This is a genomic window from Promicromonospora aerolata, from assembly GCF_042682255.1.
GTDB classification, from domain to species: domain Bacteria; phylum Actinomycetota; class Actinomycetes; order Actinomycetales; family Cellulomonadaceae; genus Promicromonospora; species Promicromonospora aerolata.
The window spans coordinates 190,690-206,642 of record NZ_JBHUHF010000001.1; the positions used below are offsets into that span (position 1 = coordinate 190,690).

Genomic DNA, 15,953 nt, shown 5'->3' on the forward strand with positions numbered 1-15,953 from the left:
TCAGGCGAGCAGCAGCTCGTACACCGCGCGGTCCTTGCCCGGGCCCTTGAAGTCCGAGACCACCTGGACACCGTCGACCGCCTGGTCGCCAGGGACGTTCGACCAGCCCAGCGCCTTCCAGGCCGCATCCGCGGCCCGGTTGTCCGGCTCAGAGGTGAGCCACAACCGGGCACAGCCCCACGCCGCTGCCTGTGCGCGAACGGTGCCAAGCAGCGCCGACGTGATCCCCTTGCGCCGGTGATTCGGGTGCACCATCACGTCCTGGACGTAGATCTGGTCGGGCTCGTCCTGGCTGCGGAACGCCATCACGGCTCCGGCGAGCTCGCCGTCGACGTGCGCGACCGGGCAGGTCGAGGAGAACAGCGTGGCGTACGCCCAGTAGTCCGATGCGGTGCGCGCGGTGATGAACGGTGCGCCCTGGTCCATCAGCGCGATCACGTCGTTGATCATCGGCACGGTCAGGGGGGTGACAGTGGCGGTCATGAGGTCCTCTCAGCAGGCGGGAAAAACAGTTCGGTCAGGGCGGCGGTCGCCCGGCCGGGATCGGCCGACTCGGTCACGGCGCGACCCGCGATCAGGATGTCCCAGTCCGGGCTGGTGACCACAGACGGGTCGGCCGCGGTGAACCCGCCCGAGACAGCCACCGGCAGTTGCGTCCATGCTCGGATCTGCCGGGCGCGCAGCAAGGGCTCTCGGCCCCCGGGGCCGAGGTCGATGTTGGTGGTGACTACGAGTCCGTCGACGCCGGCACGCGCCATCTCACGCACCCATTCCGCGGAGTGTCGTTCGGCCGGGGCGTCAAGCAGGATCGACGTGCCCAGTCGTCGGGCGGCGGCACAGGCCGCGGCCACGCTCGCCCGGCTGGCCGGCCCGATCAGCAGGACGACATCTGCACCATGCTCGACGGCGTTCTCCACCTGGTCGCGGCCCCAGTCGGACGACATCATCTCGGCCACCACCAGCGCGTCGGGTACGGCCCGCTTGATGGTCTCGATGGCGAAGACGCCACTGGCCTTGATCAACGGGTCACCGACCTCGATTAACCTCGCTCCAGCGTCGGCGGCGGCCTGCGCAACGGCTACTGCCAGGTCCAGGTCGGAGACGTCCAGGGCGACCTGGAGATGGCGGCCGTCGCGCAGCCGGCGGAAGGCCTCGCTCGTCATCAGACCTTGTGGCTCCTCATCGTGCGAAGCGTGTTGCGCGGCCAAGGCCTTTCCCTCGCGGACTGCGAGCCAGGCACCTGACCGGGCAGAGACGGTTGCGAGCAGAGAGGCGCGCGCGGTCGGCACTGACAGTGCACCAGTGCGGATCTCCCGCACCAATCGGACCGCGGCCGGTGGCACCACGTCCTGTTCGACCTTCGCCGGATCGTCGCACAGCAACGAGAGCCGATCCAGCAGGTCGCGCACGTACCGAGGAGCCCGCCGCCACGACTCTCGGGAGCGACATCGAGCCAAGGCGGATCGAACCAGGTCAGTAGGATCCTCACGGCGCGAGAGCTCCTCCAGTGCGCGAGCCCGTACGTACCAGACGTCGTCGTCCAGCAGTGTCGAGAGCACGGCGGACGCGACATGGTCAGGAGCGGTGCGCAGCAGCTGGGCACTGGCGGAGCGAACCTTGTAGTCCCGATCGGCAACCAAATGCTCAAGGCCCCGTACGACGGCAGGAGCCGAGGCCGTGACCTGGCTGAGCCCGGATGCGACGGCTGCTCGGACACGCCAGTCCGCATGAAGCAAGAGGCGGGTGACCAGGCCGGCACGATCGTCGGCTGTGATGAACAGGCTCACGTGGTGGGCGAGGAAAGCTGCGACCTCGGTGGTGTCAAGGACGCGGTCCTGGACGAACTGTGTGGCCGAGTCGGCATCGAATCGTGCCTCGACATGCCGGGCGAGATCGGGCCAGATGGTCGACCCGTGATCGTGCAGAACCTCGGTCAGCCAGGTGAACCAGCTGCCGCCCAGCGCGGTAGGCAACGATCGGTGGCGCAACAGCGCAAGAACGACCGGGAGAGCTTCCGGATCACCGGCGCAGCTACGGGCGCACGAGCGCAGCACCTCAGGAGTGGTGAAACGGGCACCGTCGCTGCCAGCGTCGAGCAGGCGTGCCATCGCGGGCGTACCGGCGAGAGCCGGAGCGAGCGCGACGGCCGAGAGCGTCCCAGGTGCGCCGTCGTCTACGGCCATGACGAAGAACCGGTGCAGGCCGGCGGCCACGGCGCTGGTGTCGGCCGCGTCCGACAAGACACCGATCATTTCGATGAGCTGGCCCCGTCCTCGTTCGGATGTGACATGCGCAAAGTTGGTGGCCGCGAAATACTCCCGCACGAGGTCGTGGCTGAACTCGACGCGCCCGCCGGCCGTTCGCTGCGCAAGTTCCGCAGGAGCCTGGAACAGGTTGGGGCCGGTGGCGGGGGAGAGCCAGGGCCGGAGCTGCGGTAGGCGGGTACTGAGGTCGGCGGCGGCGGCGTCACCTAGGACGCGCATCACGTCGTCGGTCTTGAGCGCAGATCGCTGCACGATCGCGCGCACGCACTGGTCAATCAGCAAGTAGGGACCGGCGTTGTGCACGGGAAGATCGACCGCGCCCTCGCGCAGCAAGCTCATGAACATCGGCAACCGGATCAAGTCCTGGACCTGAGGCGGCAGATCCGCGAACGCCGGTTGATCCGCTCGTGGCTCCTGTTCCCATGCCTGAGCGGCGGTCGATGGGGACCACAAGGAGGTCGTGTACGAAGCTGTTGAGCTCGGGCGGAACATCGACGCGGTCAGCAACGGATAGGCGGAAAGGTCCGGTGTCGGGGGAGTGCGGATCACCAGGACGAAGCGGAGAGCAGGCGCAGCCGCCTGGCGCAGGATCGCGTCGACCGCTCGTCCGACGGAATCGAGCGTGGCCTCGGTGTTGATGCCGTCCACCACTACGACCAGGGGACGGAGTAAGGACTCGGCCGCACCTTCCAGGGTCAGCAGGGCGTCGGTGCCTACCGGGGCAGAGCCGTACCGGAGGATGTCGGCGGCGAGGTCCGTCGGCGTTGCTGCGGTGGCCGGATGGATCTGGACGTCCGCCGTCGCCGACAAGCCGGTCGCAACCGACCGCACCAGCATGGACTTCCCGGTTCCCGCCAGGCCATTGAGCACGAACACGCGTGAACCGGACCCCACGAAATCCTGAAGAACGGCCATTCCAGCCTCGTCCGGCACGTGCCAGGCGGGCGAGGTCGCTGCAGACAGGGTGCGAGCAGTCGAAGCAGCGGCCAGATCCGGGTCGTTTCGTTCCTCGAGGAGCAGCCAGAACCGTTCCAGCACCATCTCGGACGCCTGCTCAAGATCCGTGTCCAGGATTTGCTGGGTCTCCATCCGGAGAACCGCCTCAGGGCCTTTGCGCTCGGCGTTGGACAGCGCGACGTCGCTCAGCCCCAGGTGGGCGGCGTACTGGCGTTGACTCAACCGACGAGCCAGGCGCAGCACTTTCAGCTCGCGCCCGGTCCACCGCCCCACAACTGAGGTCATCAGTCCCCCTCCGGACTTGGGCTACCAAACCGTGCCGACGGCCCCGTGCCTGCGTGAGCGCGGCACTGCGCAGATCGCGCCCAGAAAATGCAGAGCCACTGCGGCGATAGCCAACCTACCGGGGTAGGTCGGCGTCTCGCTGGCGACTGCCGACGAGCTCGCCGCACGATGTGGACCGTAGTCGGATCACGCTCGAACGGTGGTGAGCTCGGCCCAGTTCGTCGTTGCCCGTGGAGTGAGCATGGTGCGTTTCATCTGCCAGGACGGGCCGGGCCGGAATCCGCCGTAGCCGAGCCCCAGGGAGTCCTTGCCCGTCTTCTTCTGCACCCGGTCGATGAGGGTGGCGATCCCGGCGTCCTCGTGTCGGGAGCGGAACATCTCGAAGGGGAGCTGCGCGCCGGCGGGGGTGAGGTCGGTGAGCAGCAGCCCGGCACGCGCGTACCGGGCACCCTCGACGATCTGAGGCAGGAGGCGGTGGGCCGCCCGGGTCAGTTCGACGGGGTCGGCGGTCGGGAACGCGAGACGGACCGCGACCGTCGGGTGGTGCCTGTCCTGGGCCCAGTGGCTGGTGCCGGCGAACGCGGTCAGGGTGTGGGCGACCTGGGAGTGCTTGACCAGGCGGGTCGCGGCCTGCTGGGCGTAGATGCTCAGCGCCTGGCGCATGGTCACGGCGGAGGTGACTTTCTCGGAGAACGAGCGGCTCACGATGATCTGCTGCTTCTTCCCGTTTCGGTCCTCCTCAGGCCCGATGCACGCGACACCGCGCAGCTCCAGCGCGGTGCGCATGACGACGACGTTGAACAGTGCGCGGATGTGCGCCGGGTCGACGGTGGCCAGGTCCCAGACCGTCAGGACGCCATGCCCGCCGAGCCGTCGCTCCAGGCGCGAGGCGATGCCCCAGACCTCGGAGACCGGCAGCGCCCGCATCAACCTCTCGCGCCAACCAGTGTCGATGGCCGGCCACACGCACACCCCGTCGAAGTCGCCGATCTTCTTCGCAGCCCGGTTGGCCAGCTTCGCCAGCGTGCGGGTCTCGGCGATCCCGACGCAGACCGGCACGCCGAGCAGGCGGCGCATCGTGTTCTTGATGTCGTGCCCGAGCCGGGTCATCGCCTCGGGATCGGCGGCGGTGCGCCGGTCGACGGTGAGAAAAGCTTCGTCGATCGAGTAGACGTCCAGGTCGTGGGTGAAGCGCTCGAGGACTTCCATCACGCGGCGGGACATGTCGCCGTAGAGCTCGTAGTTGCTCGATACGGCCACGATGCCGGACCGGGCGGCGGTGGGCCGTAGCTCGAACCAGGGCTTGCCCAGGTCGAGACCGAGCGCCTTGGCCTCGCGGGAGGCCGCGACGACCATGCCGTCGTTGTTGGACAGCACGACCAGGGGCACAGCCTCCAGGGCAGGGTTGAAGACCCGCTCGAAGCTGGCGTACGCGCTATTGACGTCGACGTGCGCGATCACCGGTGACCCCGCAGGTGGTGGATGCAGTACGTGACTACGCCCCAGACCTGCAGGTCGGACAGCTCCGGCACGGTGATGTCGGGGTGGTTCGCGTTCTCGGCCCGCAGCACCACGCCGCGCGGGCTGACCTCGAGGCGTTTGACGGTGAGCTCGCCGTCCAGGACGGCGACGACGACGTCGCCGTCCTGGGGTGTCTTGGACCGGTCGACGAGGAGCTCGTCGCCGTGGCTGATGCCGGCCTCGGTCATCGAGTCGCCCGCAGCTCGCACGATGAACGTTGCCGCGTGGTCGTGCACGAGCATCTCGGTCAGATCGATCGCCCCGTCGTAGTAGTCCTGCGCGGGGGAGGGGAACCCCGCGGCGACGGAGACCGGCGCGACCCGCAGCGCGTTGGTGCTGGTGGGGCTGAGGATGGCGCTGCAGGCTGGGCGTGGCGACAGGGCGTACATCACGCTTCCCGGAACGGTCGATGGTAGTACATGCGTTCGAGTGTATGTCGGGAACGTCGAGCGGGGACAACGATGCTGGTCAGCGAGCGACGGGGGTGTCGTTCCGAGGCGGCAGCGTCGATGAATGCGTCTGTGGTTGGTGCATATGAGAAATGGATCTGCCATCCTGGTTGAGAAACCTGGCACAGGAGTGGAAATGCGACGCATGTTCGAGAACCTTGCAGACGGCCCCGCGACGCGTCCTAGGATCGCCGCGACCACCGCCGGGCTGGCGGGGATAGTCCTGCTGCTCGCGTCCTGTGGAGGCGGTGGTTCCGGTGCGGACGGCGAGTACCTCAGCACGAAGAGCGATGATCTGCTCAGCCTCGTCGTCGAGGGCAGCTCGGTGACGTACACGGAGATCCACTGCGACGGCGACCTCGACGACGCCGAGAGGAGCGTCGGCGAGCTCAACGAGGGTCAGACCGCGATCGCGTGGACGGAGCCCGGCCGGTTCGAGAACAGCAGCGAGGTCACGATCACCGAGAACGCGATCGACATCAGCGGCTGGGAGACCTTCGCCCGCGAGGGTTCCGACGCGGGGAATGCGGTCCGTGCCGATCACGAGGAGGGCTGCGCTGGTACGGGGGATGCCGGTTCAGGCTCTGCCACGGATGGTTCGACTTCGATCGAGGACGGAACCTATGTCGGCGTCTCGTCCGAGTACGAGGTTGCCGAACTGGCCATCAGTGGCACGACGGTCACGTTCCGTGTCGCCACCTGTCAGGAAATCGTGACCACGAAGTCAGGCACGGTGTCAGACCTGGAGGTCGCCTGGGACGACGACTCCGGTGTCACCGGCATGCTGGCGCACGGGGGTAACGGCCGGATCGACCTGACGAACGGGAACGACCCGACGCGCGAGTTCTTCCCCAGGAGCGATCCGAAGGTGGCCGAGATGCTGGCGACGTACGAAGAATTGTGCAGCGCGCCGATGCTCTGAGTCGGAACATCCCCGATCTCGAGAAGACAGAACCCCGCGGACGTGATGCCCGCGGGGTTCTGTGTACTCTGAATCTTGGCCAGTCGTGACGACAATCAGGGTCGCCACAGCCGGTCAATCCTTCGACCTCCGCTGCTTGTCGCGCCCGCGCCCGTTCGCGCGCTTCCGCTCCGGCCCCGGGGTCTCCGAGCCCGGCTGAGCATGCTCCCCGACCTTTCGCGGTGGCGTCGGGACTTGCACATGGTCCTGGCCGGAGTCCGGCGCCGTAGCTACCTTCGACACGGGCCGGAGCGGGGGTTGGCGGCCCCGGACCGGCTGCTTCGGAGGTGCGGCCGGAACGGGAATCGAGGGTTGGGCCGATTCTTGTGAACGCCGGGCCGGAGCCTGCAGGCGAACCGGAGTCTCTGTACCTTCCGTGCCACTGCTGCTGGAGCGTTGCGGGGACGGTTGACGTGCTGCGTCCGACTGGGCCGGAGCCTGCGGATGTTGCGCTCCGGCCGGTCGCGGACCGACCGAATTCTGCCGCGGAACACCCGGCTTGCCGGAGTCGATCCGCCTCGGCACCAGGTGAGCCTGCGTGGTCCGTGTTGACGGCGTGCCCGGAACACCTTGCGTACGGGGCGTGCCCGGCCCGCTCGGGGTGCCCGGAGCGCGCTTCGTCTTCGGTGCCGGACCAGCGTCACCAGCGCTGAAGCGCTGCGGGGTCCTGTGACCGTCCGTGCTCTGCGAAGGGGGATGCGTATCGGTACCGAGCTGCGTGGACGCTGCATGACGCGCGGTCCCCTTGCGACCTCCGCTCGTCGGAGCCGGGCTGTCGGTGCGACCCCGACTCCGGTCCTCGGCGACACCGTTGCCCGAGCTGTACCCGAGACTCGACAGGCCGCCCTGGTTGCTCAGGCCCTGTGCCGCCTCCTTGGCCGAGTGCGAGCTGCCCGCCGAGCCGCTGGTCAGCTGCAGGCGTCCACCGTTGCGGTCCGGCCCGTCGTCCTGACCGGATGCCCCCTGGGCACCCGCCGGTCCACTGCCGCCCGGCTGTCCCGGGACGTCCCCGCCCGAGCCTGCGCCGTCGGGACCGTCGTCGGGCGACGGGCCGTTCGGGTCATCCGGCCCGTGAGGTGCCCCGGTGCCGCCCTCGAGGGCCAGCTTCTGGTTGCCCGCGCGCAGAGCCTCCGGTGCCCCGTTGGTGCCGCCGGCGTTCGTGGACGCCGCCCCGGTGCGGGGCTTGCCGCCCAGGTTCGGAGACGTCGGCCCGCCCGTCTTGCTGCCGAACCCGGAGGCGAGCTTGTGGCCCGCGGCCATTCCGGCGCCCGCGCCGATGCCGCTGGCCAGGGCCGGCAGCATCCCGCCCTGGTCCGGTCTCGGTGAGGTGTTCGTGTCGAGGAACTTGTCGACGAGCTTGGTGACCACCTCGTCCATCGCCTGGAGCACCGACTTGCGCACCCGCAGCAGTGCGAAGGTGACGCCCATGATCACCAGCGAGGAGATCAGGGTGAGGACCACCACGACGATCCCGCCCAGAGCAGGGCTGCCCAGCAGCCCGTTCGGAGTCATGAAGCTCGATACCGGCCCGGCCATGATGCCCGGGACCGAGATCAGGAACTCCGAGACGAACTGGTAGAGGAACAGCGTGACGACGACCTCGAGGATCAGCGCCGCGGAGTACACGATGACCTTGCTGATCGCCTGGAGTGCGCCGAGGGTGGCGAAGGGGACCGCCGCCACGAGGCTGAACGTCCGCTTGACCGCACCGGCCAGCATGCCGATCGCGTACCAGAAGCCCAGCAGGACGATGCAGCCCAGGACCGTCGCGGCGTTGTGCCAGTACATGAACTTCGCTGGCCCCGTCCCCACCTGGCTGACGGCCATGTGGTTCTCCCGGGTGAACCCGCTGGTGGCGTTGTTCGAGGAGTACATCGTCAGTGAGTCGGCACCGAAGCCGGTGTTGAGGTAGTTGTACGCCGCCAGGGGAGACAGGTTGCACGACGCAGGAGCCTCCTCCTGGACCACGGTGAAGCCGCAGCCGCGCGCCGTGGTCGACGTGGTGAAGGTCTTCGTGGCGCCGCCCGGGTTGTCCGAGGACAGCCCTTCCATACCGCCGGTGGCGATCACCGGATGCTGCGTGGGGTCCTCGCCCTCACCGAAGCCGTCCGGATCGCCGTAGGCGTCGGTGACGAACCAGTCCTTCTTGACGTCGGAGTCCACGTCCAGCTGGGTGATCGAGCTCTTGATCCCCGACTCGAAATCGGACGCAGCAACCTCGGTGCTCGTGATGTAGCTGTTGATCATCCCGAACGTCGCGAACACCGCACGGAAGTCGTCCGATGCGGAGTCGTCGATCGTGACCGTGCCACTGCGCCAGGCGGTCTCGGCGTCGTCGGTCTTGGTCCCGACGTCGATGCCGTCGAACGTCGACCCGTGGGACTGCGCGTTGATCGCCAGCGCACTGGTGCGCACCGACATCATCGACTCCGGCTTCGCCTGTTCGCCGTCCCAGGAGATCGACGCGCTCGGAGGGATCCCGAGGCGGTCGTTCATCACCCAGGCGTTGAAGTCGACGTAGGTGCTCAGCACCACACGGGTAGGGCCGGCGTGCTGGCCGAGCATCGAGTCGTCGAACTTGTCCAGCACCGAGGTGTACATCGACCCGATCAGAGGCAGCCCGACGCCGATGAAGATGATGCGCACGACGAGCTTCTTGATCGCCGAGCCCCGGTCCATCTTCTTGAACAGGACCAGGCCGATCAGCAGGAAGGCGATGAACAGCGGCACAAGGGCTTGCCACGAGATCTCGACGAGCAGGCCGTACCAGCTGCTGATCCAGTGCTGCAGGCCGGCCAGGGCACCACCGCCGGCGTCACCTCCGGTCATCCCGTCGGCGAGCTCCTGCTGGTGCGCGCTGCCGCTGTTGCCGCCGGCGTCCGCGACGCCGGCGACGGCCTGGTAGAACCACATGAAGGGGTTGATGAGCTTGAGCAGCTGGATGATGACGAAAAACAGCGTGCCGACGGCAAGGGCCAGGGCGTAGAGGATCCAGATGGCCGAGCCGCCGATCACGCTCACGATCTGACCGCCGATGCCCGACGACATCGTGTCCAGGCCGAGATCGGCATTCGCCGCACCGAAGTGGGCGTAGTCGAGCATGCCCGCGTACGTGTCGACGCCCTCCTGGCTCGCGTCGTTGGCCTTGAGGGTGTCGTACCGGACGGTCTGCGAGGAGCCAGACACCTCGGCGAAGAACCAGCCCACGATGTTGCCCACGCTGAAGTCCGGGTCGGCGTAGCCGAGCATGGAGCCACCCGCGGCCGGGTTGCTCGTGACCTCGCGCCACTCCTGGCTCATTCCGTTCGTCTCCGGCGAGTTCTGCTCGCTGAAGTACGTGGCCGCGTTCGACGCCAGCTGGTAGAGGCTGTAGTTGTCGCGTTCCTCTTCTTCGGCTGCGTGCGCCGGCCCGGAGGACACCGCCATGAGCAACGGAACGAGCAGCGCCGCCATGATCACCAGGACGAGCACCCGCATGCGTGCGCGGTGACGGTCCGCACCGCCCCCGCGCGTCCACGCCAGCGGCGCGGTCGGGATCGCCCGGACATCGCTTCTCCCCACCTTCTCGAGGCTCATGGGCCGACCAGCTTCCGCGCAGGCTTCTGATCCGCCTTCTGCGCGCCACCCGGCGGCTTGGCCAGGGTCTTCCCCGTGCCGTCACCTTGCGGCGTCCTGTGCACGTGCGGACGGCTCTCGTCAGGCTTTCGAATGCTGGTGAGGTTCGCACCAGCGACCGGCTCGTCCTTCATGATCGCCTCGACCCGCGCCGCCTCCGCGGCCCTCTGCGCATCGAGCCGGACCCGCCTGCGCTGGGCTTCTCGGTAGGGGTTGATCCCCAGTGCGAGGTCGAGGTGGAAGACGACGTTGGAGACGTCCCGGCGCAGGTAGGTGAGGTTCAGGCCCTTCTTCGTGATGAGCTGGGCGAGATCGGGTGGGATCTGCTGGTGGAGCTGATTCTGGTAGTTCGCCACCGTGCGGTCGCGCATCGGACCGAAGAGCGTGTAGTCGGCGGCGTCGAAGGCGTTGAAGTCTGAGTCGGCGAGCATCTTGTCGACGTCGTTGTAGCTGTAGACCACCCGGCCGCCACGCTCGTGCATGTGGTCGAACTGGTCCTTGATGTACTTCTTCACCCGGTCGTCGACGTGCTCGGTGCCGTGGATGATGACCGTGTCGCCGGGGCCGAGCGTGCCGACGGCGAAGCCGATGATGTTGACCAGCTGCGCCATGGCCACGCCCTTGCCGCGGCGCATGAGCCGGGAGAAGTCGTAGACGACGCGGCGGGAGTCCCGGACACCGTCGACCGTGCTGGCGGTGTGGTTGTTGAACAGGTCGCCGTTCGTGCTGAGCATCGCGGCTGCGAGGCCCTTGAGCACGTTGTACGCCCGCAGCTGGTCCGGATCGGTCTTCGCGGAGCTCAGCAGTGCCTTGTGCGCGGTGTTCAGGTAGGAGACGAACATCTGCAGGCGCGGTACCTGCGTGTGCGGGAGGTTCACCACGCGCAGGCGGTGTCGCTGCTCCTGGGCGTTGTGTCTCCACATGCCCTGCTCGATGTAGAAGTCGGTGGCCGTGTCCTCCAGGGCGCTGCGGATGATCGAGCCGATCGCACCGTCTGAGGTCTCGTAGAGCTGCTCGAACATGAGCTTGAGCTTCTCCATCTGGGCGGCGAAGACCGTCAGCTCGTCGTCCTGGTTGCCGAACATCTCGAACATGTTCACGTCGCCCTGGTTCAGGTCCACTCGAGAGGTCAGCCCCTCAAACCTCGGGCCTAGCCGGTCCAGGTCCGTCGCGTCCAGGACGAGGTGGACGACCTGACCGTTGTTCAGCAGGGCCGACTGGCTGACCTTGGAGCACCACATGCCCGAGATTCGCTGACGGTCGAGGAAGGTGCTGAGCGTCGCGTCGGCGATGACGACATGGTGGTCATAGGCGTTGACGTCCATGAGGACCGCGGAGTTGTTCACGTCACCGACCATGTAGCCGACGTACTCGCCGCCCTTGTCGTTGAGCCCATTGGTCACCAGGGAGTACGAGCCGGCCAGCTCCGTCGAGGTGAAATGGAAACCGCGACCGCGTTTCTTCTCGTTGTTCTTGAACAGGCCGGAGAGCTCCTGGCGCTGCTCGCCTGCGTACGGCGCAGCCTGGAGCGTGCCGAACCGGTCGATGTACAGCCGCGTCACGCGCTCGATCGAGTCGTCCAGCGTCTCGAGGTCCGGAGCCTTGAGGAAGAGCCGGTTGTGCACCGAGAGATAGCTCGCCCCGTCCTGGATCTCGCCGATCGTGACCTCCAGGTCCGAGGAGATCTTCTCGGCCTTGCGCCTCGAGGACGTGGTGCCCGTCTCCGCCTGCTCGTTGGCGTCCAGCCTGTCGAGCTTCTCGGACTGCTTCGTGAACGAGTCGACCCACTTGTCGCTCATCCGCCCCACCTGCTCGAGCACGACGGCGGTCACCCGGTCGTCGAGGCCGTCCGGGATCCGGTCGATGCCCCAGAAGGCCGCGAAGCGGTCGTGCGACGCGTCGTCGTGGAAGTACGCGAGCACACAGGCGGCCGAGCCGTCGACCTCGAAGTAGTCGGAGCGGAAGAGGTACTTCTCCTTCGGCTTGAGCGCGAGCAGGTGGGGGTAAGCGTCGAACATGCCCTGGAGCTCGCGCATCTCCTGGTGGCGCCGCCACCAGCCCTTCTCCCGCTCGGGTGTCTTGTCGTCCGCCGTCTTGGCCTCACGCCGTGCGGCGTCGTCCGTGGGCGGGTTCTCGTCCGCCACGTCGACGGGCTCGTTCGTGTTGGTCGCGAGTTGTTTCTTCCCTGGGATGCCCAGCTGCCGCCGGACCGTGGTCATCAGCGCCATGGTGTCCTTCGTTCGTTCATGGTCGTGCGGGTCAGCTCGGTGCACATCAGCCGAGCGACGCCTTGGGCGTGATCGCCGCGCCGTCGACGCCCTGGTAGAAGAGCCGCAGCATCGGCTCGGTCTCTTCGCGGTCGAGCAACGTGGCCTCCTTGATCATCAGAACCGACCCCTCGAGCTCGGCCTGGAGAACGGTGTGACCACGACGTAGCGCGTCGGCGCTCCTGCCCTTGAGCAGCAAGTACTGGTGGATCGAGGTGAACTTCCCGCCGACGTGCTGCGTGAGGATGTCGTACTGCTCGTTCTGCAGCTCGACGAGATCCGGGTCGCGGACCTCGAGGGCCTGGTTGCGCTCCTCGAGATTCGCCACCTGGTGATAGATCCGCTGGGGCTCTTTCGTCGTGATGAACGACCACTCGCAGGCCGTGTCGATCTTGCGCCAGAAGGCGTCGACCCGGTCGAGGATCCGGATCCGGTCCTCATCGAACAGCAAGTAGCTCGCCGAGCCGACGACCAGGTACACCTGGCCCTCGCCGCCGTCGGCGAAATGGATCCGCCCGTCCTCGTCGATCCCGTGGATGCCGACGATGGAGTAGAAGTCCGAGGGGTTCGAGCTGCGACGGGTCATCACGTGACGGGCCCTCGCCGGCAGGTACGTCAGGAGAGCGGGCACCGTCATGACGCGCAGCTCCTTCGTCCTCGTCAGCCCACCGAAGTAGACGATCGTCAGCAGCCCCCAGATCACGAACAGCGTGATGGAGACCGGCCCCGAGCTCGAGACGAACGTCGAAGTCGTCACCCACAGCAGCATGAGCGCGCCCCCACCGAAGAAGAACAGCTGCTTCAACGGTGACGGCCTGGCCGCCCAGCCACCCTTGCTCAGGGTGATCTCGTGGTCGAGGAAGGACCGGTTGAGGCTGCTGGGCACCTTGTACGACGTCTTCGCCATGAGACTCTCCTTCGTCCTTCACCGATAGGACCGGGTGTGACCGGCCGGGGGTGGCCATATGCGTCTGGGGCACAGGCAGCGCCGTGTCTCAGGTGGATTGAGTACTCGATCGCGATGCGACTCGGCGGTTGCGGTCTCGACCGCACCCGGGGCGGTGGTGCCGCACGTTCTCACCCGAAGGCCGGCACGATCTTCTTCTTGCCCTTCTCCTCCTTCCACGAGACTTCGGCGTCGAACGTTTTGCCTCGCTTCGAGGTGAAGCCCTTGACGAAGATCCGCTCGCCGTCGGCGAGCCTCTTCTTCTCGGCGTCGGTGAACGTGTGCTTGCACCACGACAGCGGCGGCTGGTCGTCGGATCCGAAGTCGGGGACGATCTTCTTCGCGCTCGTGTCCCAGCGGACCTTGCAGCCGAAGGCGTTGCCCGTCCTCGAGCTCACGAAGTCGTCGATCTCAAGCACCTGCCCCGCGAGCAGTGCCCTGACCTCGTCCGGCGTGAAGGTCCGGCCCGACCACTTCGTCGGCTTGTCGGGGACCTCGGGCTGGAACCCGATGAACTTCCGGCCCTTGTACGTCTGAAGTGCCAGCGCGCCGGTCGCGGTGTAAGTCCGGCCGGCCTTCGTCGTAGCGGAGAACGAGATCATCCTGCCCATCAAGAGCCGTGCGACCTCGTCGTCGCTGAACTCGTGACCCGACCAGATCTTCTTGAAGGCGACGTTCGCCGGCCCGCCCGGTGCGTTCTGCCAGACACCCTCCGCGCGGGCGGAGACCTGCTTCTCCTTCAACCCCAGGCCGGCGCGCATGGTCGCGGCGTTCTTCTGCATCGTGGCGATGTCCTCGCGCACCCAGCCAGCGACCACCTTCAGGCACTCCTGCGCCGTGGTCTTCCCGTCGGCGATGTCGCGCATGTCCTGGTAGACCTTCTCGGTCAGACCCAGGTCACCGATGCGCGTGCCCGGCAGCAGCAACCAGCTCAGCTCGCCGGCCCGCGCGAGCGTGACCTTCGTGCCCTTCTCCGCGAGCAGCGGGTACTTCGCGCGGTCGTTGGTGACCTCCGAGTAGGTCGACGTGCGCGTCGCACCGGTGCCGACGTCGCGCTTCTCGAGCTGCTTCATCAGCCACTTCATGCTCGGGTGCTCGGGACGCTTGTTCGCGCCCTCGAAGATGAACGGGTCCGCGCTGCGGCCCAGGCCCTTGCTGCTCTCGTTCTCGGCGCCTTCGGCGGAACCGTCGCCTGCGTCCGGGTCGAACACCGCCTTCCAGCCGAAGCTCTTGGGCACGTTGGCGATCCCGACGAAGTCCGGGTACTTCTGCACGTGGCCCTTCTGCTGCTCGTAGAGGTAGTCCTCGGCGAGCATGGCCAGGTAGTTCTTCCCGAGCGTCTCGTAGATGAGCCGTCCCGCCGTGCCGTACCTGCGCTCGACCTCGTCGAGAGAGCCCGGCACCGTCGGACCAGGCCGGTTGGCGCCGTGCGCGCCTTTCGGCTTCACGTGCGTCGGTCGCGGCCGTCGATGCGTCAGCAGCGCCGAATCGACGTTCACCACGCCGGCGATCTGATCGACCAGGGGAGAGAGCTCGTCGAACTGCTCCGGGGTGATCGTCTTGTCCTCGGTGCGCGGATAGGAGACGACCTGGTCCTCGTACATCTTCTGGTACGTCGTCAGCGTGAGCTTCGCCTTCACACCCTTGCCGACCAGCATCGAGGACTGGGCTGCGAGATCGAGCAGCCTCGGGGGAGCGGTCCTCTTCTCGGCAGTCCCGTCCAGCACAACCGGCGACGCCGTGTACTGGGCCGGTACTTGGTCCGACCGGTCGAACCGCGGCTCGTCCGGGTTGGTGTACATCACGTCGTTCTCGTCGCGGAAGCGATCCTGGAAGAACGGCTTCTTGACGTAGTCGTTGTACGCCTTGAGCTGGTCGCCGACGAGCTTGACCATCGCCGACTTGAGCCGGCCCTGGCGCAGGACGAGATCCTGTCCGGACGAGCGTGCCATGTTCGTCGCCACCCGGGTGAACTGCATGGACAGCAGGTCGAACTGCGAGCGGTAGCGCGCCTTCCGGTACTCGTCGAAATCGACCAGCGACGGGATCGTCTTGCGCGCGGAGAATGCCTTCTGCAGAGAAGCTGGGGCCTCGTCGGTGAAGTACATCCGCGACCAGGTCCTCGGGCTCAGCCCGAGCTCGAGGAAAGCGTTGACGGCGATCATCCCGCCCTCACCGGTCGGGTCGACGTCCGTGGCGACCACGATCTCGTCGCAGCCGCCCAGCGCCCGCTTCACCTCGTGCGCGACCGACCTCGCGTCCTTGATCACCTCGAGCTTCCAGTCGAGCTCGTCCGGATCCCACGGCAGGTTCCCCAGGTCCCACCTCTCGTACTTCACCGCGAGATCTGGGTCGCTGACCATCCGGTGCGGGTCGGCGAACTCGTAGAGGTGGCCGCGCGCATGCGCGATCACGAACTGCTCGCCCTTGTACGTCCCGCTGGTCCCGCCCAGTGCTTGGGCGAAGTGTCGCGCGGCACTCGGCTTCTCCGTGAGGATCCCGACCGTCATGCGCTTGCCTCTCGTCGACGACTCGTGCACGAGTGCCATCCTATCCGATAGGTCAATCCGAATGATGATTTGATAGGTGATCGAATAGATGTCGAATGGTCGGAGCCGGGCCGGCTGGCACGCCGGCGCCGGTTGCCTGGCCGCCGAGATGCTGGGATAGCGTCTGACCGGCACACCC

9 protein-coding genes are annotated in these 15,953 nt (G+C 67.1%); 1 reads left to right on the forward strand and 8 read right to left on the reverse strand.

Annotated elements, in window-relative coordinates:
* The 4 genes from ACFSL2_RS00900 to ACFSL2_RS00915 all read right to left on the reverse strand — a co-directional run bounded on the left by ACFSL2_RS00900 (position 1) and on the right by ACFSL2_RS00915 (position 5,416).
* Positions 1-483: a GNAT family N-acetyltransferase gene (locus tag ACFSL2_RS00900; RefSeq protein ID WP_377183746.1), complete on the reverse strand. Its 483-nt coding sequence runs from the start codon at positions 481-483 to the stop codon at positions 1-3.
* A complete protein-coding gene (locus tag ACFSL2_RS00905) occupies positions 480-3,506 on the reverse strand; it encodes an orotidine 5'-phosphate decarboxylase / HUMPS family protein (protein WP_377196038.1) in 3,027 nt (1,008 codons plus the stop codon). Before ACFSL2_RS00905 ends, ACFSL2_RS00900 begins: the two co-directional genes overlap by 4 nt.
* Positions 3,507-3,692: 186 nt before the next feature.
* On the reverse strand, positions 3,693-4,967 hold the full coding sequence (locus tag ACFSL2_RS00910; RefSeq protein WP_377196039.1) for a Y-family DNA polymerase: 1,275 nt from the start codon (positions 4,965-4,967) through the stop codon (positions 3,693-3,695).
* Positions 4,964-5,416, reverse strand: a complete 453-nt coding sequence (locus tag ACFSL2_RS00915; protein WP_377200749.1) for a LexA family protein — start codon at positions 5,414-5,416, stop codon at positions 4,964-4,966. The genes ACFSL2_RS00910 and ACFSL2_RS00915 overlap by 4 nt, the downstream gene beginning before the upstream one ends.
* 196 nt (positions 5,417-5,612) lie before the next feature.
* On the opposite strand from ACFSL2_RS00915, the gene ACFSL2_RS00920 reads away from it, so the two are divergent.
* The gene (locus ACFSL2_RS00920) at positions 5,613-6,398 is read left to right on the forward strand and encodes a hypothetical protein (protein WP_377196040.1); all 786 of its coding nucleotides are present in this window, start codon (positions 5,613-5,615) and stop codon (positions 6,396-6,398) included.
* 114 nt (positions 6,399-6,512) lie between these two features.
* Here the strand turns inward: ACFSL2_RS00920 and ACFSL2_RS00925 are convergent, their stop codons facing one another.
* The 4 genes from ACFSL2_RS00925 to ACFSL2_RS00940 all read right to left on the reverse strand — a co-directional run bounded on the left by ACFSL2_RS00925 (position 6,513) and on the right by ACFSL2_RS00940 (position 15,805).
* Complete coding sequence (locus ACFSL2_RS00925; RefSeq protein ID WP_377196041.1) at positions 6,513-10,013, reverse strand: hypothetical protein; 3,501 nt, start codon at positions 10,011-10,013, stop codon at positions 6,513-6,515.
* The gene (locus ACFSL2_RS00930; RefSeq protein WP_377196042.1) at positions 10,010-12,271 is read right to left on the reverse strand and encodes a hypothetical protein; all 2,262 of its coding nucleotides are present in this window, start codon (positions 12,269-12,271) and stop codon (positions 10,010-10,012) included. Before ACFSL2_RS00930 ends, ACFSL2_RS00925 begins: the two co-directional genes overlap by 4 nt.
* Positions 12,272-12,326: 55 nt before the next feature.
* Complete coding sequence (locus tag ACFSL2_RS00935; protein ID WP_377196043.1) at positions 12,327-13,226, reverse strand: hypothetical protein; 900 nt, start codon at positions 13,224-13,226, stop codon at positions 12,327-12,329.
* A gap of 170 nt (positions 13,227-13,396) precedes the next feature.
* Positions 13,397-15,805 (reverse strand): type IA DNA topoisomerase, encoded by a 2,409-nt coding sequence (locus ACFSL2_RS00940; RefSeq protein ID WP_377196044.1) that lies wholly within the window; start codon positions 15,803-15,805, stop codon positions 13,397-13,399.
* Positions 15,806-15,953 lie beyond the last annotated feature (148 nt).